Source organism: Streptomyces sp. PL-29 (assembly GCF_058344425.1).
The window spans coordinates 4,204,503-4,227,402 of record NZ_CP136996.1 but is presented as its reverse complement, the minus strand read 5'-3'; the positions used below and the strand labels follow the sequence as shown (position 1 = coordinate 4,227,402).

Below are 22,900 nucleotides of genomic sequence, written 5' to 3'. Positions count from 1 at the left end.
GCCCTCCTGCGTGGTCCGCATGCCACCGCGTGATCCCGCCCGGATCCCACAGCCGGGTCAGACGCCCGTCCCGCTGCGGGCGGCCCCCGCCGACTCGCAACGGCGCGGCGAAGGCTGATCCGGCTCGCATGCCGGAGGGCCCGACCCCCTGAGCGGGAATCGGGCCCTCCGGCAGATGCGACCGGGGTCAGCGGCGGTGCTGGGAGTCCGCGACGGTGACCTCGACCCGCTGGAACTCCTTGAGCTCGCTGTAGCCGGTGGTGGCCATCGAGCGGCGCAGCGCGCCGAAGATGTTCATCGAGCCGTCCGGGCTGTGCGAGGGACCGGTGAGGATCTCCTCGGTGGTGCCGACGGTGCCGAGGTCGACCTTCTTGCCGCGCGGCACGTCCTCGTGGACGGCCTCCATGCCCCAGTGGTTGCCCTTGCCGGGCGCGTCGGTGGCGCGGGCCAGCGGGGAGCCCATCATGACGGCGTCGGCACCGCAGGCCACGGCCTTCGGGATGTCGCCCGACCAGCCCACACCGCCGTCGGCGATGACGTGCACGTAGCGGCCGCCGGACTCGTCCATGTAGTCGCGGCGGGCAGCGGCCACGTCCGCGACGGCGGTCGCCATCGGGACCTGGATGCCGAGCACGTTGCGCGTGGTGTGCGCGGCGCCGCCGCCGAAGCCGACCAGCACGCCCGCGGCGCCGGTGCGCATCAGGTGCAGGGCCGCCGTGTAGGTGGCGCAGCCACCGACGATGACCGGGACGTCCAGCTCGTAGATGAACTGCTTGAGGTTCAGCGGCTCGGCCGCGCCGGAGACGTGCTCGGCGGAGACGGTGGTGCCGCGGATGACGAAGATGTCCACGCCCGCGTCGACGACGGCCTTGGAGAACTCGGCGGTGCGCTGCGGGGAGAGCGCAGCGGCGGTGACGACGCCCGAGTCGCGCACCTCCTTGATCCGCCGGCGGATCAGGTCGGCCTGGATCGGCGCGGAGTAGATCTCCTGGAGGCGGCGGGTGGCCGACTCCTCGTCCAGCTCCGCGATCTCGTCGAGGAGCGGCTGCGGGTCCTCGTAGCGGGTCCACAGGCCTTCGAGGTTCAGCACGCCGAGACCGCCGAGCTCGCCGATGCGGATGGCGGTCTGCGGGGAGACGACCGAGTCCATGGGGGCGGCCAGGAAGGGGAGCTCGAAGCGGTACGCGTCGATCTGCCAGGCGATCGAGACCTCCTTCGGGTCCCGGGTACGCCGGCTCGGGACGATGGCGATGTCGTCGAACGCGTACGCCCTGCGGCCGCGCTTGCCGCGCCCGATCTCGATCTCAGTCACGTGTGGTGGCCTTTCCTCTGGGTCTGCCCGTCCAGTATCCCCGAACCCCGGCGGGCCGCGTTCCGGTGACCGCTGTACGGACGCAACACGCAGGGGCGGACCCGTTGAACCGGGTCCGCCCCTGCGTCGCGCCTGCTCAGCCCTTGCGGCTGTAGTTCGGTGCCTCGACGGTCATCTGGATGTCGTGCGGGTGGCTCTCCTTGAGGCCCGCCGAGGTGATGCGCACGAAGCGGCCGTTGTCCTGGAGCTCCGGCACGGTGCGCCCGCCCACGTAGAACATCGACTGGCGCAGGCCGCCGACGAGCTGGTGGACGACCGCGGAGAGCGGGCCGCGGTAGGGCACCTGGCCCTCGATGCCCTCGGGGATGAGCTTGTCGTCGCCGCCCACGCCCTCCTGGAAGTAGCGGTCCTTGGAGAAGGAGCGCTGGTCGCCGCGGGACTGCATCGCGCCGAGCGAGCCCATGCCGCGGTAGGACTTGAACTGCTTGCCGTTGATGAAGAGCAGCTCGCCGGGGGACTCCTCGCAACCGGCGAGCAGGGAGCCGAGCATCACCGTGTCGGCGCCGGCGACCAGGGCCTTGGCGATGTCACCCGAGTACTGCAGACCGCCGTCGCCGATGACCGGGACGCCGGCCGCCTTGGCGGCGAGGGAGGCCTCGTAGATCGCGGTGACCTGCGGGACGCCGATGCCGGCGACGACGCGGGTGGTGCAGATGGAGCCGGGGCCGACGCCCACCTTGATGCCGTCGCAGCCGGCGTCGATCAGGGCCTGGGCTCCGTCGCGGGTCGCGACGTTGCCGCCGATGACGTCGACCGCGGAGTTCGACTTGATCTTGGCGACCATGTCGCCGACCAGTCGGGAGTGGCCGTGGGCGGTGTCGACGACGATGAAGTCGGCGCCCGCCTCGATCAGGGCCTGGGCGCGCTCGTACGCGTCGCCGGCGACGCCCACCGCTGCGCCGACCAGGAGGCGGCCTTCCTTGTCCTTGGCGGCGTTCGGGTACTTCTCGGCCTTGACGAAGTCCTTGACCGTGATGAGGCCCTTGAGGACGCCCGCGTCGTCGACCAGCGGAAGCTTCTCGATCTTGTGGCGGCGCAGCAGCTCCATGGCGTCCACGCCCGAGATGCCGACCTTGCCGGTGACCAGCGGCATCGGGGTCATGACCTCGCGCACCTGGCGGCTGCGGTCCGACTCGAAGGCCATGTCGCGGTTGGTGACGATGCCCAGGAGCTTGCCCGCGGGGTCGGTGACCGGGACGCCGGAGATGCGGAACTTCGCGCAGAGCTCGTCGGCCTCGCGCAGGGTCGCGTCCGGGTGCACGGTGATCGGGTCGCTGACCATGCCCGACTCGGAGCGCTTGACGAGGTCGACCTGGTTGGCCTGGTCCGCGATGGAGAGGTTGCGGTGCAGCACGCCGACGCCGCCCTGGCGGGCCATCGCGATGGCCATGCGGGCCTCGGTGACCTTGTCCATGGCCGCGGACAGCAGCGGGATGTTCACGCGCACGTTGCGGGAGATGAGGGAGGAGGTGTCGATGTCGTTCGGCGCCATGTCCGATGCGCCCGGCAGCAGCAGCACGTCGTCGTAGGTCAGTCCGAGCGTGGCGAATTTGTCGGGCACTCCAGTCGAACCGCTGTCAGTCATGACACCTTCCCAATGGTCTTGCTCAGCGCGGATGTCCATGCTAACGGGATCCCGACGCGTCTCATTCCACGACCAAGGTCAACCAGAAGTTTCGTATTTTCCTACGGGCACACCTACTGCTCGGCGAGCGCGCGGAGCCGGCTGAGGGCCCGGTGCTGGGCCACGCGCACGGCTCCGGGGGACATCCCGAGCATCTGGCCGGTCTCCTCCGCGGTCAGCCCGACGGCCACCCGCAGTACGAGGAGTTCGCGCTGGTTCTCCGGAAGGTTCGCCAGCAGCTTCTTGGCCCAGGCGGCGTCGCTGCTGAGCAGCGCGCGCTCCTCCGGGCCCAGCGAGTCGTCCGGCCGCTCGGGCATCTCGTCCGACGGCACGGCCGTGCTGCCCGGGTGCCGCATGGCAGCCCGCTGCAGGTCGGCGACCTTGTGCGCGGCGATGGCGAAGACGAAGGCCTCGAAGGGGCGGCCGGTGTCCCGGTAGCGCGGCAGCGCCATCAGGACGGCGACGCAGACCTCCTGCGCCAGGTCCTCGACGAAGTGCCGGGCGTCACCCGGGAGCCGGGACAGCCGGGTGCGGCAGTAGCGGATGGCGAGGGGGTGCACGAAGGCGAGCAGGTCGTGAGTGGCCTGCTCGTCGCCCTCCACCGCTCGGCGCACGAGCGCACTGACGCCCCCGGTGCCGCCGCCGGCGGCGGCGCCGGTGGGGCCTGTGGCCGCAGGGGACCCCGGGGCCTCGTCGTCGCGCATCCGTCCATGGTGCCTTGGCGCCGGAGCATCCGCGGCACCGCGGCCCTTGTTGTGCGTCGAAGCGTTATGAGCGGGTGCGCCGGAACTCTTCATCTGCGCCCTCCCCTCCCGCTCGGCCGAATAGTCCCCGAGAGACTCCACACCCTCAAGGATGCGGCATCGCGCACGAAGCGAGACGTCCCCCGGATTGTGCCCCGCCAACCCCCGGGTGCGCACCGGGTACGGCGGGACAGGGCTACCGCGACGAGAAGAGGCGCCAGGGGCGCCGGGACGGCAAGAGCGGCGCGCCGCCCCGTCCACCGGTGGCGGACGGGACCGCTCTCGACGATCCGCGGTCTGCGGCGGACCGGGCCGGGCCCGGCCGCTGCGGGGTCAGCGGACGAGACCCCAGCGGAAGCCGAGCGCCACGGCGTGCGCGCGGTCCGAGGCGCCGAGCTTCTTGAACAGCCGGCGGGCGTGCGTCTTGACCGTGTCCTCGGAGAGGAAGAGCTCGCGGCCGATCTCCGCGTTGGACCGGCCGTGGCTCATGCCCTCCAGCACCTGGATCTCGCGCGCGGTGAGGGTGGGCGCGGCGCCCATCTCGGCGGAGCGCAGCCGGCGCGGGGCCAGCCGCCAGGTCGGGTCGGCGAGGGCTTGGGTGACCGTGGCCCGCAGTTCGGCGCGCGAGGCGTCCTTGTGCAGGTAGCCGCGGGCGCCGGCGGCGACCGCGAGGGCCACGCCGTCCAGGTCCTCGGCGACCGTCAGCATGATGATGCGGGCGCCGGGGTCGGCCGAGAGGAGGCGGCGGACCGTCTCCACACCGCCGAGCCCGGGCATCCGCACATCCATCAGGATCAGGTCGGAGCGGTCGGCGCCCCAGCGGCGGAGGACTTCCTCGCCGTTGGCAGCCGTCGTCACACGCTCGACGCCGGGCACGGTGGCAACCGCGCGACGGAGCGCCTCTCGGGCAAGCGGGGAGTCGTCGCAGACGAGGACGGATGTCATGACCGCCCTCCGCAGCTGCTGATGCGCGTCACCTTGAGCCTCCAGGCTGGTACGTATCGTCACCTGTGCGGTCGATGCTCCCGGACACCTGTCCGAGAACTTGTGGGTTCAACCGCCTTCGCACTCTCAACGATGGTCACTCGAAAGAGTTACGGGTCGGACGGACACCTTCGGCACTCTACGTGAGGAAGCGAACACCGTGGTGGAGGCGCAAGCCGCCTGTCCTCCATCTGGAGCTATGCCCTATTTGGCGGCTTTCCTTCCGTTTGGCACGTGTCTGAGGCTAGATTCCCAATGAGTCATATTTACATCTACTCCGACAGTAGGTGTGGAGACCCTTGGAGACATGGACCGTATCCGCCTCAGTACCGGCACCAAGAGGACTACCAATGGCAGATTTCTCCCGCCTCCCCGGACCGAACGCCGACCTCTGGGACTGGCAGCTGCTAGCCGCCTGCCGCGGGGTCGACAGCTCCCTCTTCTTCCACCCGGAGGGCGAGCGGGGCGCGGCCAGGAGCGCGCGCGAGGCCTCGGCTAAAGAGGTCTGCATGCGATGCCCGGTTCGTTCGGAATGCGCCGCGCACGCACTCGCCGTCCGTGAGCCCTACGGGGTGTGGGGCGGCCTCACCGAGGACGAGCGCGAGGAACTGATGGGCCGCGCCCGGCACCGCCTGATCCCCGCGTCGAGTGCGATCGGACCGATCGCGCCGCACTGAGAGCCGACGAAACAACGGAAGGAACGTTTCCTCCGCACCACCTGCACATCCGGGCGTGTCGCCGCCCGGTCCGGTTTCACGCGTTCGGCCGTACGCGCGCCCCGCGCGTACGGCCGGGGGCGGCCCGTGCGTACCGCCGACCCGCGGCCGGTGCGTACGGCCGACCCCTTCCCTGAGGGCGGTCAGCGCGAGGCCGCGCGCTCCAGCTCGGCCAGGGTCGCGGCCACAGCCGGCACCCGGGCCAGGTCGGGCAGGGTCAGCGCCACGACCTCCCGCTCGACGGCCGGCTCCACGACGAGCGTACTGACGCCCTTGGCCCGTACGGACTCCACCGCGAGCTCCGGCAGCACCGCCACGCCCAGCCCCGCGCCGACCAGGCCGACCACCGCCGGGTAGTCGTCGGTGGCGAAGTCGATGCGTGGGGTGAAGCCGGCGCCCTCGCACACCTCCACCAGATGGCGGCGGCAGCGCGGGCAGCCCGCGATCCAGGGTTCGCCGGCCAGCTCCGCCATGTTCACGCGCTCCGCCCCGGCCAGCGCGTGCCCCTCGGGGACCAGCCCCACCAGCCGGTCGGTCAGCAGCGGCCGCACCACGAGGTCCTCCCACTCGGCCGCTGACCCGGCGGCCCCGCCGTAGCGGAAGGCCAGCGCCAGATCGCAGTCGCCCTCGCGCAGCATCTCCACGGACCGCGGCGGCTCGGCCTCGACCAGGGAGATACGGGTGCCGGGGTGTTCGGCGCGCATCGCCGCGAGCGCGGTCGGCACCAGGGTGGAGCTGCCGCTGGGGAAGGACACCAGACGCACCCGGCCCGCGCGCAGCCCCGCGATGGCCGCGACCTCCTCCTCGGCGGCGGTCAGCCCGGCGAGGATCCCCGCGGCGTGGCGGACCAGGGCCTCGCCCGCCTGGGTCAGCCGCATCTCCCGGCCGGTGCGGATGAGCAGCGGGGTGCCGGCCGACTGCTCCAGCGCCTTCATCTGCTGGGAGACGGCCGGCTGGGTGCAGCCGAGTTCGCGCGCGGCGGCGGAGAAGGACCCGGTCCCGGCGACGGCGCGCAGGACCCGGAGATGACGTGCCTCGATCACTCTTCGATCATAAGGCCCGCTTTTATCGTCGCGCGAATACTTCCGTGACGCTTTGGGGGAGCCCGGTTAGCCTGGGCGCATGGGCCCCATGCATCTGATCTCCGTGAACGTCGGCACCGCCGTACCCTCCGAGCACACCGACGCGGACAGCGGGGTGACGGGCATCGGCAAGCGCCCCGTCCCCGGGCCGGTCCGCGTCGTCGCCCCCGGCGACAGGGCCACCGGCCGGGGCAGCGGCCTGGAGGGCGACACCATCTGCGACCGCCGCCACCACGGCGGCGACCACCAGGCCGTGTACGCGTACGCCCGCGAGGACCTGGACCGGTGGGAGCGGGAGCTGGGCCGCGAGCTGCCGGACGGGGTCTTCGGCGAGAACTTCACGACCTCCGGCATCGACCTGAACACCGCACGGCTCGGCGACCGCTGGCGGGTCGGCACGGACCTCGTCCTGGAGGTGGCCTCGGCCCGCATCCCGTGCCGCACCTTCCAGGGGGCACTGGGCGAGGCGGGCTGGGTCAAGCGGTTCACCCGGGAGGCCCGCCCGGGTGCGTACCTGCGGGTGATCGAGGAGGGTTCGGTCTCCCCCGGCGACCCCATCGAGGTCGTCCACCGCCCGGACCACGACGTGACGGTGCAGCTCTGGTTCCGCGCCTTCACCACCGAGCGCGCGCTGTTGCCGAGGACACTGGCCGCGGGCGACGCGATGGAGCCCGGGGCGCATGAGACGGTGCGCCGGTACGTGGAGAAGTACGGGGCCGGGACCGGGGCGCGGTAGCGCCGTCACCCCGGGCGGCTAGGTTGCGCGTATGACGACTGCGTTGATTACGGGATCCACGGCGGGCATCGGCGCCGCCTTCGCCCGGCGGCTGGCCGCCCAGGGGCACAACCTCGTGCTGGTGGCGCGAGACGGCAAGCGCCTGGGCGAGCAGGCCACGGAGCTACACGACCTGCATGGCATCGAGGCCGAGGTGCTGGTCGCCGACCTGTCCTCCGACGAGGGCATCACGGCGGTCGAGAAGCGCCTGGACGACCGCACGCACCCGGTGGACCTGCTGGTCAACAACGCGGGATTCGGTAACAAGGGCCGCTACCTCGAGGTCTCCATGGCCGACGAGCTGACCATGCTGAAGGTGCACGTCGAGGCGGTGCTGCGGCTGACCTCGGCGGCGGCCGAGTCGATGCGCTCGCGCGGTCGCGGCGGTGTGATCAACGTGGCCTCGGTGGCCGCGTTCGTACCCCGCGGTACGTACGGCGCCAGCAAGGCCTGGGTCGTGCAGTTCACCCAGGGCGCGGCGCGGGACATGGCGGGGTCCGGGGTCCGGCTGATGGCGCTGTGCCCCGGCTTCGTACGGACGGAGTTCCACCAGCGCGCCGGCATGGGCACGGACAGCATCCCCGGCTGGATGTGGCTGGACGCCGACAAGCTGGTGGCGGCGGCGCTGGCCGATCTGGCGCGGGGGAAGACGGTGTCGATCCCGGACCCGCGGTACAAGGCGCTGATGGGTGTGGTGAAGCTGACGCCGCGCGGGCTGCTGGGCGGGGTGTCCTCGCGCACGGGCCGCAAGTACGGGCCCCAGTAGCGTTCGTGACCTGCGGGTAAGCCCTCACCCGAGCCGCCAAACTGGCTAAATCTCCCTAAAATGGACATATTCCATCTCCACCGGGAGGCGACGCGATGACATTCGTACAGGTGATCGATTACGAGACCACGCGGTTCGATGAGATGAACGCGCTCATCGACCGCTGGGCGGAGCAGAGCAGCGGTAGGCGCACCGCCACGCACACGATGATCGGCCAGGACCGAGAGGCCCGGAACCACTACGTGGACATGGTGGAGTTCGCCTCGTACGAGGAGGCGATGAAGAACTCTCAGCTCCCCGAGACGGACCGGATGTTCCAGGAGATGGTGGCCCTCTGCGAGGGGATGCCCACGTTCGTGAACCTCGATGTGGTCCGGGACGAGCATCTCAACAAGCAGCTCGTGAACCGGGCGTTCAAGGAAGCCGTCGCGGGCGGCGACATGGGCGTCCTCGACGAGTGCTTCGCGGTGAACTACATCGACCACGACGCCAGCAAGGAGGAGTCGACCGTCATCGGACGCGAGAACATGCACGCCGACGTGGAGATGTGGCGCGCCGCCTTCGACATGACCTTCGAGCCGACGGCCCAGGTGGCCGAGGGCGACATGGTCACGACGGTGTGGAACTGGCGCGGCACCCACAAGGGAGAGTTCATGGGGGTCGCACCGACCGGCAAGACGTACGAGATGTCCGGGACCACGACCTTCCGGTGTCAGGACGGAGAGATCATCGAGGGCTGGTGGCACTACAACCCCGGAGCCCTGCAGCGGCAGATGGGCGGAACCGGATCGCCCTACGGAACCTGAATCCCGAACACGGGGAAGGCCCCGCTCCGCGACTGCGGAACGGGGCCTTCGACGTGGAACGCGATCAGTGGCTGTGGCCGTGACCGTGGCCGTGACCGGCGTCGCCCTCGTCCTCCGCCGGCTTCTCGACGACCAGGGTCTCGGTCGTGAGCAGCAGGGAGGCGATGGAGGCGGCGTTCTCCAGCGCGGAACGGGTGACCTTCACCGGGTCGATGACGCCGGCCTTGACCAGGTCGCCGTACTCGCCGGTGGCGGCGTTGAAGCCCTGGCCCTTGTCGAGCTCGGAGACCTTCGAGGTGATGACGTAGCCCTCAAGGCCCGCGTTCTCGGCGATCCAGCGCAGCGGCTCCACGGCGGCGCGGCGCACGACCGCGACACCGGTGGCCTCGTCGCCCGACAGGCCGAGGTTACCGTCGAGGACCTTGACCGCGTGGACGAGCGCGGAGCCACCGCCGGAGACGATGCCCTCCTCGACCGCGGCGCGGGTCGCGGAGATGGCGTCCTCCAGGCGGTGCTTCTTCTCCTTGAGCTCCACCTCGGTGGCGGCGCCGACCTTGATGACGCAGACGCCGCCGGCGAGCTTCGCCAGGCGCTCCTGCAGCTTCTCGCGGTCCCAGTCCGAGTCCGTGGCCTCGATCTCGGCCTTGATCTGGTTCACGCGGCCGAGGACCTCGTCGGAGCTGCCCGCGCCGTCGACGATGGTGGTGTCGTCCTTGGAGATGGTGACGCGGCGGGCGGAACCCAGTACGTCCAGACCGGCCTGGTCGAGCTTGAGGCCGACCTCCTCGGCGATGACGGTGGCACCGGTGAGGGTGGCCATGTCCTGCAGCATCGCCTTGCGGCGGTCACCGAAGCCCGGGGCCTTGACGGCCACCGCGTTGAAGGTGCCGCGGATCTTGTTGACGACGAGGGTGGAGAGCGCCTCGCCCTCGACGTCCTCGGCGATGATCAGCAGCGGCTTGGAGCCGCCCGCCTGGATGACCTTCTCCAGCAGCGGCAGGAGGTCCTGGATGGAGGAGATCTTGCCCTGGTTGATCAGGATGTACGGGTCGTCGAGGACGGCCTCCATACGCTCCTGGTCGGAGACCATGTACGGGGAGAGGTAGCCCTTGTCGAAGGCCATGCCCTCGGTGAACTCCAGCTCCAGGCCGAAGGTGTTGGACTCCTCGACGGTGATGACACCGTCCTTGCCGACCTTGTCCATCGCCTCGGCGATGAGCTCGCCGACCTGGGCGTCCTGCGCGGAGAGCGCGGCCACGGCGGCGATGTCGGACTTGTCCTCGATCGGGCGGGCGGTCGCGAGGAGGTCCTCGGAGACGGCCTTGACCGCGGCGTCGATGCCCTTCTTCAGGGCGGCCGGGGAAGCACCCGCGGCGACGTTGCGCAGACCCTCGCGGACCAGCGCCTGGGCCAGCACGGTGGCGGTGGTGGTGCCGTCACCCGCGATGTCGTTGGTCTTGGTCGCCACCTCCTTCACGAGCTGGGCGCCCAGGTTCTCGTACGGGTCGTCCAGCTCGACCTCGCGGGCGATGGTGACACCGTCGTTGGTGATGGTGGGGGCGCCGAACTTCTTGTCGATGACGACGTTGCGGCCCTTGGGGCCGATCGTCACCTTGACCGTGTCGGCAAGCTTGTTGACGCCGCGCTCGAGGGCGCGACGGGCGTCCTCGTCGAACTTCAGGATCTTCGCCATGGGAGCGGTTCAGCCCTCTCGAAAACTCGGGTTTAACGAGCTACGCCCCTCGCCGCCCGGCAATCAGCGGGGTGACCAGGGGCGTAGCTCAAAGCAGTGCTGTGAAGCGAATTACTTCTCGACGATCGCGAGCACGTCGCGAGCCGAGAGGACGAGGTACTCCTCGCCGCTGTACTTCACTTCGGTGCCGCCGTACTTGCTGTACAGCACGATGTCGCCGACGGTGACGTCCAGCGGGAGACGCTGGCCGTCCTCGAAGCGGCCCGGGCCGACCGCGAGGACGACGCCCTCCTGGGGCTTCTCCTTCGCGGTGTCCGGGATGACCAGGCCGGAGGCCGTGGTCTGCTCGGCGTCGAGCGGCTGGACCACGATGCGGTCCTCAAGCGGCTTGATGGCAACCTTGGAGCTGGCGGTCGTCACTGTCCGACCTCCCCCTTCGGAGATCCGGGGTTAACTGTCTGAGGTGGCGACCAGGTCGATCCGTCGTCGCGGGTGCCGGACCTGCCTGTCGCTGTGTTGGCACTCGCCGGGGGCGAGTGCCAGGTGCGAGACTATTCCGGCGATTAGCACTCGGTCAAGCGGAGTGCCAATTCCCGACCTCCCGGCGTTGCGCGGAGGCCGGTTCGATCCCCGAAACCCTCTTCGCGCATGCGTTCGAGATCACTCTTCTCCCGGACATGACCAGGACAAACTCCGGTGTGCGGTGGGTGCACGCCGTCCCGATCGCCATCGGGCTCGCCGTCGGGATCCGGATGTTCCACGCGGCCGTACCGCGGCTCATCATCCAGCTGACGGGAGTGGACGGCAGGTTCAGCGCCGAGCGGTGCGTGTGGGGCGACCCGAATTCCATGGGGGACCGCACGCTGACGTGCGCGGGCTCCTTCAGCGCAGCCGACGGATCGTTCACTCTCCGCGGGATCGGGATCGACGGCGTCTTCGACGAGCGGCCGCAGGCTTCGGTCGCCGCCCGCGTCAGCGGGCCCGATGCCGACGGGGCCGTGCAGATGAGCATCCTCACCTCCCTCGCACCCATGGGCCTGGGCCTGACCGCCCTGGCCTTCCCGGCCTGGGCGTTGACGGCAGCCACCCGCGACGCCCTGTCCCGTGCGCGGCGGTCGCCGGCATGAATCCCCCTCCCCTGCGGGGTCGCTGCGCGGCTCGGCGGCGTCGGAAGACGGCGCCCCGCACACGCCGAGCCGAGGAGACGCCCCGGCGGCGACCCCGCTCCCCGACCGGACCCACACCGCCCCGCCGAGCACCCCGCAGGGGACCGGGTACGACACAAGACGGGCGATATGTGACGCTTGAGCGGTGCGCATCCTCGTGGTCGAAGACGAAGAAGGCCTCGCCGAGTCCCTGCGGCGCGGCCTGTCCGCCGACGGGCACCTGGTCGACGTCGCACACGACGGCCACCGCGGCATGGACCTCGCCCTCGCCGGCGGCCCCTACGACGTCGTCCTGCTCGACCTGATGCTCCCGGGTCCCGGCGGGCACGCGATCTGTACCCGCATGCGCTCCCACGGCGACACCACCCCGGTCCTGATGCTCACCGCCAGGGACGGCGAGTACGACGAGGCCGAGGGCCTGGACGCAGGCGCCGACGACTACCTCACCAAGCCGTTCTCCTTCGTGGTCCTGGCCGCCCGGATCCGGGCGCTGGCCCGCCGCGCCGGAGCCTGTGACCGCGGCACCCTCCAGGCGGGCGACCTCGTCCTGGACCCGCGCGGCCGCCGCTGCCGCCGCGGCGACCGGGACATCGAGCTCACCGCCCGCGAACTCGGCGTGCTCGCCTGCCTGATGGAGCAGCCCGGCCGCGCCGTCGCCAAGCAGGACATCCTGGACGAGGTCTGGGACACCCCGCACGACATCGACCCGAACATCGTCGAGGTCTACGTCTCCTCGCTGCGCAAGAAGATCGACGCCCCCTTCGGACGCCGCTCGATCCTCACCGTTCACGGCACCGGCTACCGCATGGCGCCCGATGGTGGCTGAGCGGCGTCGCGGATCCGGCGAGACCCGGGCCGCCCGCCGCGGGCGGCCCGGCATCCGGGGGCGCACCGCCGCGGCCGCCGCCCTCGCCATGGCCGCCGTACTGGCCGCCGGCGGGCTCTGGATGCACGCCCTGCTGCGGGCCAACCTCCTCGACAACACCACCGGCCGGACCGAGCTCGCCGCCCTCAAAGCCGCCGCCCAGCTCGACGCCCGCACCCCGCCGCCCGGCGGGCGGCTGCCCGCGCCCGAGAACGGCGTGGACCTGGTCCTCGTACGGGACCCCGCCGGCCGGACCGTGGCCGCGACCGGCGGCGACCCGCGGCACACCCCCGACCTGGACGGCGCACCGCGCCCCGGCCCCGGGGAGGACTCCCGCTCGGCCGTACTCCCTCCCGAGCGTCCCGGCGGGCACCGGCGCGCGGTGGTCGCCGTCCCGGCGCCCGGCGGGAACACGGTGTACGCGATGACCGTCCTCGGCGACGTGGACGACGCGACCCGGGCCGTCGCCGTCGGCCTGCTCGCGGGCGCGCCCCCGCTGATCGCCTTCGCCGCGGCCCTGGCCTGGTGGGTGACCGGGCGCGCGCTGCGCCCGGTGGACGCCATCCGGACCGAACTGGCCTCGGTCACCGCCAGCGAGCTGGACCGGCGGGTCCCGGACCCGGGCGGGGCGGACGAGATCGCGCGGCTGGCGCGGACCGTCAACGCCACCCTCGACCGGCTGGAGCGCGCCGACGCCCGGCAGCGGCAGTTCACCGCGGACGCCTCGCACGAGCTGCGCAATCCGCTGGCGGCCGTACGGACCCGGCTTGAGGTGGCACTGGCGGCGGACCGCCCCGGCCGCGCGTCGGTCGCGGCGGCACTGGCCGAGACCGAGCGGCTCCAGCGGATCGCGGCGGACCTGTTGCTGCTGGCCCGCCTCGACGGCGGGCCGCCGCCCCGGACCGAGCCGGTGGACCTCGCACTGCTGGCCGCGGAGGACCTGGCCCGCCGGGGTGGCGCCCGGGTCCCGCTACGGCTGCAGGCGCCGGCTCCCGTCCCGGCGGCCGGGGACCCGGCGCAGCTGGAGCGGGCGCTGGCCAACCTGGTGGACAACGCCCTGCGGCACGCCCGCTCGGAGGTCACCGTCCGGGCCGCCGTGGAGGGCGGCTGGTCGGTGCTGGAGGTGACGGACGACGGGCCGGGGATTCCGGACGCGGACCGGCACCGCATCTTCGAGCGGTTCGTACGGCTGGACGCGGACCGCAGCCGGGCCGCCGGCGGCACCGGACTCGGCCTGGCCATCACCCGGGAGATCGCGCGGAAGCACGGGGGCGACGCACGCGCGCTGCCCGCACCGGCCGGGGGCGCGCGGCTGGTGCTGCGGATCCCGTAGCGGGGTCGGGGCGGGGCGACGGCCCTGAACGCCCCTTCAGGAACCTCAGGATTCCTTCAGCCGGTCTGCCCCAGCATCGACGGGCATGAGCGCGCACCGGAGGAAGACGACGACCCGACGCCGCCGACCGTCCCGACGCCGGCGGCTCGGCCGTACGCTGCTGGTCGCGGCCTGCGCGCTGGCGGTGACGGCCGGCGGGGGCGCCTGGTACCTCTACCGGGACCTGGCCTCCGAAATCGGCAGCTCCAAGGCCCTCGAAGGAGCCGAGAAGTCGAAGTTCGGCGACACCAACATCCTGCTCATCGGCCTGGACAGTCGCCGGGACCAGAATGGCGAGAAACTGCCGGAAGAGGTCCTCGACCAGCTGCACGCCGGCAGTTCGGACATCGGCGGCTACAACGCGAACACCCTGATCCTGCTCCACGTACCGGGGGACGGCAGCCGGGCGAAGGCCTTCTCGGTGCCGCGCGACGACTTCGTCGCGATACCCGGCCACGGCAAGGACAAGATCAAGAAGGCGTACGGGCTGGCGAAGGCCCGCAAGGAAGGGCAGCTCGCCGCACAGGGCGTGAAGGACTCCCGACAGCTGGAGCGGGAGGGCCGGGAGGCGGGACGGGCGGCCCAGATCGCGACGGTGCGCGACTTCCTGGGGGTCCCGGTCGACCACTTCGCCGAGCTGAACCTGGCCGGTTTCTACCACCTCGCGGACGCGCTGGGCGGCGTACCGGTGTGCCTGAACAGGGCCGTGAAGGACCCGTACTCGGGGGCCGACTTCCCGGCGGGCCCGCAGACGCTCGACGGCCGCCAGTCGCTCGCCTTCGTGCGCCAGCGGCACGGTCTGGCCGGCGGGGACCTGGACCGGACCAAACGGCAGCAGGCCTTCCTCGCGGGCGCGACGAAGAAGCTGAACTCGGCCGGCACCTTCACCGACCCCGTGAAGCTGATGAGGCTGATCGACGTCGCGAAACAGGACGTGGTGACCGACCAGGGGTGGGACCTGCTGTCGTTCATGAAGCAGGCGAAGAGCCTGTCCGGCGGCCGGGTGCAGTTCACGACACTCCCCGTCGAGCGCTTCGGAAGGAACCTTGGGGAGGACATCAACGTCGTAGACGATATGAAGATAAAGCGCCTCATTGCAGAGCAGATCGGACCGAAGGCTTCCGCAAGCACCGGCGCACCGGACGCCGAGGCCGGTTCGACCGGCTCCACACCGGGGGCGCGCGAGACGGCACCTCCGCCCTCGCCCCCGCCCTCGCCCTCGCCCTCCACCCACGAGGACGGCGGCGGCATCCCGTGCGTGGACTGAGGCCCCTGACGGCGGCGGGAGCCCGCCGCCGCACCGAGGCACTGCTCCTCGTCCTCGTCATCGCCATCACCGTCTTCGGGCACGCCGCCGCGGGCCTCGCGATGAACGGCGAGCTCCCGCCCGGCCTCGCCGAATTCACCCTCTCCATGACGCTGCTGTCCCTGGTGGGGCACCTGGGCGTGCGCCGCTTCGCGGCCTACGCGGATCCGCTGGTCTTCCCGCTCGCCATGCTGCTGACCGGGCTGGGTCTGGTACTGATCCACCGCCTCGACCAGGGCTACATCGAACGGTGGGGCTCGGACGCCAACGCCCCGGGCCAGCTGCTGTGGACGGTGGTCGGCATCGCCGCCTGCATCGCGGTCCTGGCCCTGCTGCGCGACCACCGGCTGCTCCAGCGGTTCATCTACATCACGATGGCGGTCGCGCTGGTGCTGCTGATCGCGCCTGCGTTCTTCGGCGCGGACACGTACGGCGCCAAGCGGTGGATCATCCTCTTCGGCTTCTCCGTCCAGCCCGGCGAGTTCGTGAAGATCATGATCGCGGTCTTCTTCGCCGGCTACCTGGTCGTCCACCGGGACTCCCTCGCCCTGACGGGCCGCAGGTTCCTCGGCATGCGACTGCCCCCGATGCGCCAGCTCGGACCCATCATCACGGTGTGGATCCTCTCGATGCTCGTGCTGGTCTTCGAGCGGGACCTGGGCACATCACTGATCTTCTTCGGCGTCTTCGTGGTGATGCTGTACGTCGCCACCGAGCGCACCAGCTGGATCGTCTGCGGCCTGCTCATGGCCTCGGCCGGGGCCTTCGTGGTCGGCTCGACGGAACCCCACGTCAAGGCACGCGTGGCGGCCTGGCTGAACCCGCTCTCCGTCTACTCGGAGAACCCTCCCCCGGGGGTCGTCTCGGACCAGTCGGCGCAGGCGCTGTTCAGCTTCGGCACGGGCGGCATCTCCGGCACGGGCCTCGGACAGGGACACCCCGAGCTGATCAAGTTCGCCGGCCGCAGCGACTTCATCCTCACGACGGTCGGCGAGGAACTCGGCCTGGCCGGGGTCATGGCCGTACTGGTCCTCTACGCCCTCCTCGTCCAGCGCGGCCTGCGCATGGCACTCGGCGCCCGCGACCCCTTCGGCAAACTGCTGGCGGTCGGCCTCGCCTCGGCGCTGGCCCTCCAGGTCTTCGTGGTCGCCGGAGGCGTGACGGGCCTGATCCCCCTGACAGGCAAGGCGCTGCCCTTCCTGGCCAAGGGCGGCTCGTCCCTCCTGGCCAACTGGATCATGATCGCCCTCCTGCTCCGCATCAGCGACAGCGCGGAACGCCAACGCGAGGCGGACTCCCACGGCCCGGCGGAAACGACGATCACCCCGGTGGTGCGGGTGTAGGGGGTGCGCTCGGCGGGTGCCGATGGGGCGGGAACGGGAGGTGCGGGGTGGCTTCGGGGGCGGGATGTCCGCGGGCCGGGAGCCGGTGACGTCCGTTGGGAGTGGGCTGAACGGGCACCACGACTTCGGCTGCTCCCGCCTGGGCCTCCTCGACCGCGACGTCAAGGTCCGCGACGACGAGCGTCGCCGCCACTCCCGCGACCGCCGCACCGCCTCGTCAGGCCCGGCGGACAGCAGGAAGGGCCCGACGGCCGCCAGCTTGACGCCGGCGCAGGCGAACCGCGAGGCGGTCGCCCCGGTCAGCCTCTCGTAGAAGGGCACTGCAGCATCCAGATCCTCAACCCGCGGCCGTATCAGCTTGAATCGATAGCCATGGCCGACATGGCCACCCAACGACCCTGCGGGGAAGGCGCTGGGGGCGCGGGTGCTCGTATCCGGCCCTACAGGTAGTCCTCCAGGCGCCCTATCCGGTAGCCCTGTTCCTGGATGCGCTGGAGCATGCGGGTCGTCATCTGGACCTCCGTCGTGCCCTTGAGCTCGGCGGGGCCTCGGAAGTGGGCCAGGATGATGTCACCGGGCTGGAGGGCGGAGCCCTGGGCGTACTGGAAGTTGTTGATCTGCATCGACACCCGCCACAGGAGGACGGACGAGACACCGCACTCCGAGGCGGCCCGGAGGGTGTCGTCGTTGTAGTTGCCGAAGGGCGGGCGGAAGAGCGGCGGGCGTTGGCCGAAGCGCTTCTCCAACCGGTCCTGCTGGCCGCATATCTCCTTCTTCTGCGCCTCGAAGGAGAGGGTCCTCAGGTTCGGGTGCGTCAGCGTGTGGTTGTTCACGGTGCTCGCCGAGCCGTTGTCGCGGAGCTTCTCGAAGTACCCGTAGTCCGACGAGGCCACGCTGTCGGTGAGGAACATACTGATCGGCAGCTTGAGGTCGGCGGCCATCCGGAGGAACTCGGGGTCCTTCTCCGCCCCGTCGTCGAAGGTCAGGAAGACCGTCTTCTCCCCGGCCGGCAGGGGTATTCGGTCTATCACCGGGACCTCGCCCGGAGCCGCCTTCGGGATCTGCGGCTTCTCGGTGGGCTTCGGCGCGTACGGGACGGGGGCCGTCAGGCCCCACTTCCGGTACGCCTCGTCGGACGCGCCGCCCGGCGCGGGCGCCGGCGGCGTCCCGGGCACCTGCGCCGATGCGGAGGGCGTCCGCGACGGTTCCTGCGCCGCCCCGCGGCCCAGCCGCTCGACGGGATCCACGCTCTTCCCGCACCCCGTCAGGGAGAGCGCGAGCGCGCCGGCCGCCAGCGTTCCGGCTACCAACCGGCGCGCGTACCTCACAAGTAGTCCTCCAGGCGAGCCACGGCATATCCCTTGTCCGTGACGGTCTTCATGACATGACGGATCATGTCAGGCATGGTGCCCTTCCAGTCCTCCTTGCCCCGGAAGTGCGTGAGGATGATGTCACCGGGGTGCAGGTCGCGGTCCCACTCGCGGTAGTCCATGCGGTTGGTGAACGCCTCGGCGTTCCACAGCGGGACGGCCTTGATGCCGCAGGACTTCGCCGCCTTGAGGGTGTCGTCGTTGTAGTTGCCGTACGGCGGCCGGAAGAGGGTCGGGCGCTTGCCGAAGGTCTTCTGGATGGTGTCCTGCTGGCCGCAGATCTCCCGGCGCTGCTGCTCGTAGGACAGCCCCGGCATGTAGCGGTGGTTGAGCGTGTGGTTGTTCAAGGTGACGCCGGCGGCCTGCATCTGCTTGAAGTACGGGTAGTTGTCCTTCACCAGGTAGTCGCTGAGGAAGGCCGTGTACGGGATCTTCAGTTCCTGCATCATCTTCAGGAACTCGGGGTCCTTCTCCGAGCCGTCGTCGATGGTCAGGAAGACGACCTTGTCCTCCGTGGGGACGGTGGTGAAGACCGGGGGCAGTTCGTCCTCTTCGTGGTTCCACACCTCGAAGCCGTCGCGCGTGCTGATGTGGGGCTTCTCCTTCGGCGCCGCGGGGGCGGTGAGCGGCACCGTGCGCAGGCCCCACTTCTTCGCCGCGGCGACGCGCGCCTGTTGCAGCGCCTTGGCCTTCTCGGCGGCGCTGAGGGCGCCCGCGGCACCCGCCTCCGAGCCCTTGGCGGCCTTCGTCTTCTCGGCCTTGTCCGGCCCGCCCGACTCTCCGGAGCCGCAGGCCGTGCCGAGGGCTGCTACCAGCAGGGCGGCCACGGCCACCCCGAACCGGCCGCGCGCACCCGCCGCGCACCGGTGACCCAGTTGCGTCTTATCTTCCCTTTGTCCGACTAGCTGCATAGCTGCGCATCCTGGCACCCGACACGCGGGCCTACGGGACGACACCGCGCACCGGGACGCGACGTTCCTCCGACCGGCCCACACAGCCCGTCGCCGACAATGGACCCGTGACCCCCGAAGACTTTGCCGCCCTCCTCACCCCCGAGGGCCGCTCCCTCCTCGACTCGCTCCGCGACTACGACCCCGCCCAGGAGCTGGCCGTGGCCACCCGGCTGCGCCGCGAGCACCCCGCCGGACTGGTGTCGGCGGCCCTCGGGCAGGCCAGGCTGAGGCAGCGCGCGGTGGCGAAGTTCGGGGCCGAGGACGCCTTCCGGATGTACTTCACGCCCGGCGGCGGCGAGATGGCCACCCGTGCGTCCGTGGCCGCGTACCGGGCCGAGCGGCTGGCGGCCCTCGGCGTGCGCAGCCTCGCCGATCTCTGCTGCGGCATCGGCGGGGACGCCCTCGCCCTGGCCCGGCTCGGCATCCGGGTGCTCGCGGTGGACCACGACCCGCTGACGGCCGCCGTCGCGCGCGCCAACGCCGAAGCGCTGGGTCTGGCGGACCTGATCGAGGTCCGGGAGGCGGACGTGACCGAGGTGGACACCGCCGGCCACGACGCGGTCTTCATCGACCCGGCCCGGCGCGGGGGACGTGGGCGTATCTTCGATCCGGAGTCCTACGCGCCGCCGCTGTCGTGGGCCGTGGAGACGGCCCGTGCGGCGAGGTACGCGGCCATCAAGATCGCCCCCGGCATCCCGCACGAGGCGGTACCCACCGAGGCCGAGGCCGAGTGGATCTCCGACCAGGGGGACGTCAAGGAGGCCGTGCTCTGGTTCGGCACCGCTCCCGGGACCGTGCGCGCCACCCTGCTGCCCGGACCCCGCGGGCTGCACACCGCCGATCCGCTGCCCGACCCGGAGGCCGGGCCGGTGGGCCGCTGGCTCTACGAGCCCGACGGCGCCGTGATCCGCGCCCATCTGGTGGCCGAGGTCGCCGAACGGCTGGACGGCCGGCTCATCGACCCGACCATCGCCTACATCACCGCGGACGAACTGCGGGCGACGCCGTACGCGACCGCGTACGAGATCACCGACGTGCTGCCCTTCGGCCTGAAGAAGCTGAAGGCCCTGCTGCGCGAGCGCGAGGTGGGGATCCTGACCGTGAAGAAGCGCGGATCGGCGATCGAGCCCGAGGAGCTGCGCAGGAAGGTCAAGCCGCAGGGCCCGAACTCGGCGACGGTCTTCCTGACCAGGGTGGCGGGCGCCCCGTCGATGCTGATCGGCGCCCCGGCCGTGCCGCCTGCGGCGAAGCCCGGGCCCTGACGGGCCGCGCGGGCGGCACGGGGCACGGACTCGGGGGGCGGAGCGGGGCGCCGGACCGGTACGCCCCTACGCCCCGTCGACCTCCACCGACTCGAAGCGCCAGCGGTGCACCGCGCGTGTGATCAGGTCGGCGGCCGGTTCGGGCAGTTCGGGCAGGTCGGCCGCGAGTCCCTCGGCCGCCTCCCACCAGGTGAGCACGAGTACCCGGTCCTGCGGCGCCCGGAACACCTCGCGGCGTACCGGGTCCCGGGCGAGGACCTGGGCGCGGGCCCACTCCAGCAGTTCGTTGCCCCGGCCGTCTGCGGCCCGGGCCTCCCACATCAGCGTGACGGTGCTCACGAGTAGAGGTTGCCCTTGCTGAGCTCGTGCACGTGGTCGTGGTCGTGGTCGTGGTGGTGACCGTGACCGTGACCGTGCGGGTGGGCGTGGGCCGTCCCCGGCACGTGCGGGTCCGTGACCGGCAGCGAGGAGTCCGCCGACAGGTCCCAGTCCGACGCCGGCCGGTTGCGCTTGACCATCTCGGCGCCGAGCGCTGCCACCATCGCGCCGTTGTCCGTGCACAGCTTCGGCCGCGGCACGCGCAGGGTGATCCCCGCGGCGTCGCAGCGCTCCTGGGCGAGCGAGCGCAGCCGCGAGTTGGCCGCCACTCCGCCGCCGATCATCAGGTGGTCGACGCCCTCGTCCTTGCACGCCCGGATCGCCTTGCGCGTCAGCACGTCCACCACGGCCTCCTGGAAGGACGCCGCCACGTCGCGCACCGGCACCTCTTCGCCCGCGTTCCGCTTCGCCTCGATCCAGCGGGCGACGGCCGTCTTCAGGCCGGAGAAGGAGAAGTCGTAGGCGGGGTCGCGCGAGCCGGTGAGGCCGCGCGGGAAGTTGATCGCCTTCGGGTCGCCCTCCTTCGCGAGCCGGTCGATGACCGGGCCGCCGGGGAAGCCCAGCTGGAGCACACGCGCGATCTTGTCGAAGGCCTCGCCCGCGGCGTCGTCGATGGTCGCGCCGAGCGGCCGCACGTCGGAGGTGATGTCGGGGGCCAGCAGCAGGGAGGAGTGCCCGCCGGAGACGAGGAGCGCCATCGTCGGCTCCGGCAGCGGGCCGTGTTCCAGCTGGTCGACGCAGATGTGCGAGGCCAGGTGGTTGACGCCGTACAGGGGCTTGCCCAGGGCGTACGCGTAGGCCTTGGCGGCGGAGGTGCCCACCAGCAGCGCCCCGGCGAGGCCGGGTCCGGCGGTGACCGCGATGCCGTCGAGGTCCCGGGCGCTGACGCCGGCCTCCTTCAGGGCGCGGTCGATGGTGGGGACCATCGCCTCCAGGTGGGCCCGCGAGGCCACCTCGGGCACGACGCCGCCGAAGCGGGCGTGCTCGTCGACGCTCGACGCGATCGCGTCCGCGAGGAGGGTGGTGCCGCGGACGACGCCGACGCCGGTCTCGTCGCAGGACGTCTCGATGCCGAGGACGAGCGGTTCGTCAGCCATTGCTCTCACTGCTCTCAGTTCGTGCTTGTGCGGGGTCGGTCAGTCGCATGACGAGCGCGTCGACGTTTCCCGGTTGGTAGTAGCCGCGCCGGAAGCCGATGGGCTCGAAGCCGAAGCGCTCGTAGAGCTTCTGGGCGCGCGTGTTGTCCACGCGCACCTCCAGCAGCACCTCGGCGCATTCGAAGGCGGTGGCGGCGCGCAGCAGATCGGTCAGGAGCCGGGCCCCGAGCCCGGTCCCCCACTGGTCGCGGGCGGCCGCGATGGTCTGTACGTCGGCCAGGTCGCCGGCGGCGGCCAGTCCTGCGTAGCCGACGAGGCGGCCGTCCGGGGTCTCGGCGACGACATAGCGGCGGGTGGCCTGCGGGCCGCGCGCGTGGGCCAGTTCGGACCAGAACATCCCGGCGGACCAGGCGTCCTCGGGGAACAGGTCGTGCTCCAGTTCCAGCACCGGCGCGATGTCCCACCAGCGCATCTCGCGCAGAACCGTCTCGGCCGTGGTCACTGCGGCGTGACCACCTTGTAGTTCTTGGGCACCTGGGCGTCGGGGCGCCGCAGGTAGAGCGGGGTCGGGGGGAGGAACTCCGCGCCCGCCGCCAGCCGTTCCGCGGCGAGGGAGGCCAGCGCGGCGGCCGACTGGTGCTCGGGGCCGCGCGCGTCCGGGAACACCTCGGGGTAGAGGAGTGCGCCCTGGCCCACCGCGGGCACTCCCGCGACCTGCTCGGCGATGTCCGCCGGGCGGTCCACGGAGGGCTCGCCGACGCGCGTGCGCGGGTCCTCGTAGCGTGCCCAGTAGACCTCCTTGCGCCGTGCGTCGGTGGCGACGGTGAAGGGGCCCTCGATCCCGGCGGCGCCCGCGGCGTAGGCCAGTCCGTCGAGCGTGCACAGGCCGTGGACGGGCACGCCCAGGACGGCGGCGAAGGTGGAGGCGGTGACGAGGCCGACGCGCAGTCCGGTGTAGGGGCCGGGTCCGACGCCGACCACGATGCCGGTGACGGCTTCGAGCTTCAGGCCGGCTTCGGCGAGGACGCGGTCCACGGAGGGGATCAGCAGCTCCCCGTGGCGGCGGGCGTCGACCTGGCCGGACTCTGCGAGGACGGACTCGCCGTCGTGCAGGGCGACGGTGACGGCGGGCGTGGCGGTATCTACAGCGAGCAAGAGCACGCGAACAGCCTACGACTCCGGCGGCCGCACCCCTTGCGCCCGGTCGTGGAGCGGGGCGGCTGCTAC

24 protein-coding genes are annotated in these 22,900 nt (G+C 71.6%); 11 read left to right on the top strand and 13 right to left on the bottom strand.

The features are described from left to right. Positions 1-187: 187 nt before the first annotated feature. The 4 genes from R4Z63_RS19520 to R4Z63_RS19505 form a co-directional block, all read right to left on the bottom strand. Complete coding sequence (locus R4Z63_RS19520) at positions 188-1,312, bottom strand: GuaB3 family IMP dehydrogenase-related protein (RefSeq protein ID WP_037918994.1); 1,125 nt, start codon at positions 1,310-1,312, stop codon at positions 188-190. 136 nt (positions 1,313-1,448) lie between these two features. After that, positions 1,449-2,957, bottom strand: coding sequence for an IMP dehydrogenase (guaB, locus tag R4Z63_RS19515; protein ID WP_037918992.1), 1,509 nt, complete (start codon positions 2,955-2,957; stop codon positions 1,449-1,451). Positions 2,958-3,070: 113 nt separating this feature from the next. Next, complete coding sequence (locus R4Z63_RS19510; RefSeq protein WP_037918991.1) at positions 3,071-3,700, bottom strand: sigma-70 family RNA polymerase sigma factor; 630 nt, start codon at positions 3,698-3,700, stop codon at positions 3,071-3,073. Positions 3,701-4,072: 372 nt separating this feature from the next. After that, entirely contained in the window at positions 4,073-4,684 is a 612-nt protein-coding gene (locus tag R4Z63_RS19505) for a response regulator transcription factor (RefSeq protein ID WP_003948568.1), read from the bottom strand. 389 nt (positions 4,685-5,073) lie between these two features. Between R4Z63_RS19505 and R4Z63_RS19500 the strand changes: the two genes are divergently transcribed. Then, a complete protein-coding gene (locus tag R4Z63_RS19500; RefSeq protein WP_030027725.1) occupies positions 5,074-5,400 on the top strand; it encodes a WhiB family transcriptional regulator in 327 nt (108 codons plus the stop codon). 182 nt (positions 5,401-5,582) lie between these two features. Here R4Z63_RS19500 and R4Z63_RS19495 read toward each other — a convergent pair whose 3' ends face one another. Beyond that, positions 5,583-6,482, bottom strand: coding sequence for a LysR family transcriptional regulator (locus R4Z63_RS19495; RefSeq protein ID WP_037918988.1), 900 nt, complete (start codon positions 6,480-6,482; stop codon positions 5,583-5,585). An 88-nt stretch (positions 6,483-6,570) separates the two neighbouring features. On the opposite strand from R4Z63_RS19495, the gene R4Z63_RS19490 reads away from it, so the two are divergent. The 3 genes from R4Z63_RS19490 (at position 6,571) to R4Z63_RS19480 (ending at position 8,868) form a co-directional block, all read left to right on the top strand. Beyond that, positions 6,571-7,257 (top strand): MOSC domain-containing protein, encoded by a 687-nt coding sequence (locus tag R4Z63_RS19490; protein ID WP_384447143.1) that lies wholly within the window; start codon positions 6,571-6,573, stop codon positions 7,255-7,257. Positions 7,258-7,288: 31 nt separating this feature from the next. Beyond that, a complete protein-coding gene (locus tag R4Z63_RS19485) occupies positions 7,289-8,062 on the top strand; it encodes an SDR family NAD(P)-dependent oxidoreductase (RefSeq protein WP_384447087.1) in 774 nt (257 codons plus the stop codon). 95 nt (positions 8,063-8,157) lie between these two features. Further along, the gene (locus tag R4Z63_RS19480) at positions 8,158-8,868 is read left to right on the top strand and encodes an ester cyclase (protein ID WP_384447085.1); all 711 of its coding nucleotides are present in this window, start codon (positions 8,158-8,160) and stop codon (positions 8,866-8,868) included. A gap of 64 nt (positions 8,869-8,932) precedes the next feature. Here the strand turns inward: R4Z63_RS19480 and groL are convergent, their stop codons facing one another. Further along, positions 8,933-10,561: a chaperonin GroEL gene (gene groL / locus R4Z63_RS19475; protein WP_384447083.1), complete on the bottom strand. Its 1,629-nt coding sequence runs from the start codon at positions 10,559-10,561 to the stop codon at positions 8,933-8,935. A 111-nt stretch (positions 10,562-10,672) separates the two neighbouring features. Next, entirely contained in the window at positions 10,673-10,981 is a 309-nt protein-coding gene (gene groES, locus R4Z63_RS19470; RefSeq protein ID WP_030011064.1) for a co-chaperone GroES, read from the bottom strand. A gap of 257 nt (positions 10,982-11,238) precedes the next feature. On the opposite strand from groES, the gene R4Z63_RS19465 reads away from it, so the two are divergent. From R4Z63_RS19465 to R4Z63_RS19440, 6 genes are all read left to right on the top strand, one after another. Then, entirely contained in the window at positions 11,239-11,688 is a 450-nt protein-coding gene (locus tag R4Z63_RS19465) for a hypothetical protein (RefSeq protein ID WP_384447080.1), read from the top strand. 184 nt (positions 11,689-11,872) lie between these two features. After that, the gene (locus tag R4Z63_RS19460) at positions 11,873-12,553 is read left to right on the top strand and encodes a response regulator transcription factor (RefSeq protein WP_037918981.1); all 681 of its coding nucleotides are present in this window, start codon (positions 11,873-11,875) and stop codon (positions 12,551-12,553) included. Beyond that, the gene (locus R4Z63_RS19455; RefSeq protein WP_384682612.1) at positions 12,543-13,925 is read left to right on the top strand and encodes a sensor histidine kinase; all 1,383 of its coding nucleotides are present in this window, start codon (positions 12,543-12,545) and stop codon (positions 13,923-13,925) included. Before R4Z63_RS19460 ends, R4Z63_RS19455 begins: the two co-directional genes overlap by 11 nt. Positions 13,926-14,010: 85 nt before the next feature. Further along, complete coding sequence (locus R4Z63_RS19450) at positions 14,011-15,231, top strand: LCP family protein (protein WP_384447076.1); 1,221 nt, start codon at positions 14,011-14,013, stop codon at positions 15,229-15,231. Continuing rightward, positions 15,219-16,613 (top strand): FtsW/RodA/SpoVE family cell cycle protein, encoded by a 1,395-nt coding sequence (locus tag R4Z63_RS19445; RefSeq protein WP_384447074.1) that lies wholly within the window; start codon positions 15,219-15,221, stop codon positions 16,611-16,613. The genes R4Z63_RS19450 and R4Z63_RS19445 overlap by 13 nt, the downstream gene beginning before the upstream one ends. Positions 16,614-16,698: 85 nt before the next feature. Further along, positions 16,699-16,926: a hypothetical protein gene (locus R4Z63_RS19440; RefSeq protein WP_384447072.1), complete on the top strand. Its 228-nt coding sequence runs from the start codon at positions 16,699-16,701 to the stop codon at positions 16,924-16,926. A 127-nt stretch (positions 16,927-17,053) separates the two neighbouring features. Here R4Z63_RS19440 and R4Z63_RS19435 read toward each other — a convergent pair whose 3' ends face one another. Both R4Z63_RS19435 and R4Z63_RS19430 read right to left on the bottom strand, forming a co-directional pair. Then, a complete protein-coding gene (locus tag R4Z63_RS19435; protein WP_384682609.1) occupies positions 17,054-17,941 on the bottom strand; it encodes a polysaccharide deacetylase family protein in 888 nt (295 codons plus the stop codon). After that, a complete protein-coding gene (locus R4Z63_RS19430) occupies positions 17,938-18,894 on the bottom strand; it encodes a polysaccharide deacetylase family protein (RefSeq protein WP_037918975.1) in 957 nt (318 codons plus the stop codon). The genes R4Z63_RS19435 and R4Z63_RS19430 overlap by 4 nt, the downstream gene beginning before the upstream one ends. 107 nt (positions 18,895-19,001) lie before the next feature. On the opposite strand from R4Z63_RS19430, the gene R4Z63_RS19425 reads away from it, so the two are divergent. Then, on the top strand, positions 19,002-20,198 hold the full coding sequence (locus tag R4Z63_RS19425; RefSeq protein ID WP_384447067.1) for a class I SAM-dependent methyltransferase: 1,197 nt from the start codon (positions 19,002-19,004) through the stop codon (positions 20,196-20,198). A gap of 66 nt (positions 20,199-20,264) precedes the next feature. Here R4Z63_RS19425 and R4Z63_RS19420 read toward each other — a convergent pair whose 3' ends face one another. The 4 genes from R4Z63_RS19420 to tsaB are packed head-to-tail and all read right to left on the bottom strand — an operon-like array spanning position 20,265 to position 22,834. Continuing rightward, the gene (locus tag R4Z63_RS19420) at positions 20,265-20,537 is read right to left on the bottom strand and encodes a hypothetical protein (protein WP_236647545.1); all 273 of its coding nucleotides are present in this window, start codon (positions 20,535-20,537) and stop codon (positions 20,265-20,267) included. Continuing rightward, a complete protein-coding gene (gene tsaD / locus R4Z63_RS19415; protein ID WP_384447065.1) occupies positions 20,534-21,673 on the bottom strand; it encodes a tRNA (adenosine(37)-N6)-threonylcarbamoyltransferase complex transferase subunit TsaD in 1,140 nt (379 codons plus the stop codon). The genes R4Z63_RS19420 and tsaD overlap by 4 nt, the downstream gene beginning before the upstream one ends. Beyond that, positions 21,666-22,145, bottom strand: a complete 480-nt coding sequence (rimI, locus tag R4Z63_RS19410) for a ribosomal protein S18-alanine N-acetyltransferase (RefSeq protein ID WP_030825893.1) — start codon at positions 22,143-22,145, stop codon at positions 21,666-21,668. The genes tsaD and rimI overlap by 8 nt, the downstream gene beginning before the upstream one ends. 26 nt (positions 22,146-22,171) lie before the next feature. Next, positions 22,172-22,834 (bottom strand): tRNA (adenosine(37)-N6)-threonylcarbamoyltransferase complex dimerization subunit type 1 TsaB, encoded by a 663-nt coding sequence (tsaB, locus tag R4Z63_RS19405; RefSeq protein ID WP_037918972.1) that lies wholly within the window; start codon positions 22,832-22,834, stop codon positions 22,172-22,174. Positions 22,835-22,900 lie beyond the last annotated feature (66 nt).

Coding starts and splice junctions, on each gene's coding strand:
- R4Z63_RS19510 (WP_037918991.1), bottom strand. CDS start 3,700: ATGCGCGACGACGAGGCCCCGGGGTCCCCTGCGGCCACAGGCCCCACC.
- R4Z63_RS19450 (WP_384447076.1), top strand. CDS start 14,011: ATGAGCGCGCACCGGAGGAAGACGACGACCCGACGCCGCCGACCGTCC.
- tsaD (WP_384447065.1), bottom strand. CDS start 21,673: ATGGCTGACGAACCGCTCGTCCTCGGCATCGAGACGTCCTGCGACGAG.
- guaB (WP_037918992.1), bottom strand. CDS start 2,957: ATGACTGACAGCGGTTCGACTGGAGTGCCCGACAAATTCGCCACGCTC.
- rimI (WP_030825893.1), bottom strand. CDS start 22,145: ATGCGCTGGTGGGACATCGCGCCGGTGCTGGAACTGGAGCACGACCTG.
- R4Z63_RS19505 (WP_003948568.1), bottom strand. CDS start 4,684: ATGACATCCGTCCTCGTCTGCGACGACTCCCCGCTTGCCCGAGAGGCG.
- R4Z63_RS19430 (WP_037918975.1), bottom strand. CDS start 18,894: ATGCAGCTAGTCGGACAAAGGGAAGATAAGACGCAACTGGGTCACCGG.
- R4Z63_RS19455 (WP_384682612.1), top strand. CDS start 12,543: ATGGTGGCTGAGCGGCGTCGCGGATCCGGCGAGACCCGGGCCGCCCGC.
- groL (WP_384447083.1), bottom strand. CDS start 10,561: ATGGCGAAGATCCTGAAGTTCGACGAGGACGCCCGTCGCGCCCTCGAG.
- R4Z63_RS19500 (WP_030027725.1), top strand. CDS start 5,074: ATGGCAGATTTCTCCCGCCTCCCCGGACCGAACGCCGACCTCTGGGAC.
- R4Z63_RS19465 (WP_384447080.1), top strand. CDS start 11,239: ATGACCAGGACAAACTCCGGTGTGCGGTGGGTGCACGCCGTCCCGATC.
- R4Z63_RS19490 (WP_384447143.1), top strand. CDS start 6,571: ATGCATCTGATCTCCGTGAACGTCGGCACCGCCGTACCCTCCGAGCAC.
- R4Z63_RS19480 (WP_384447085.1), top strand. CDS start 8,158: ATGACATTCGTACAGGTGATCGATTACGAGACCACGCGGTTCGATGAG.
- R4Z63_RS19485 (WP_384447087.1), top strand. CDS start 7,289: ATGACGACTGCGTTGATTACGGGATCCACGGCGGGCATCGGCGCCGCC.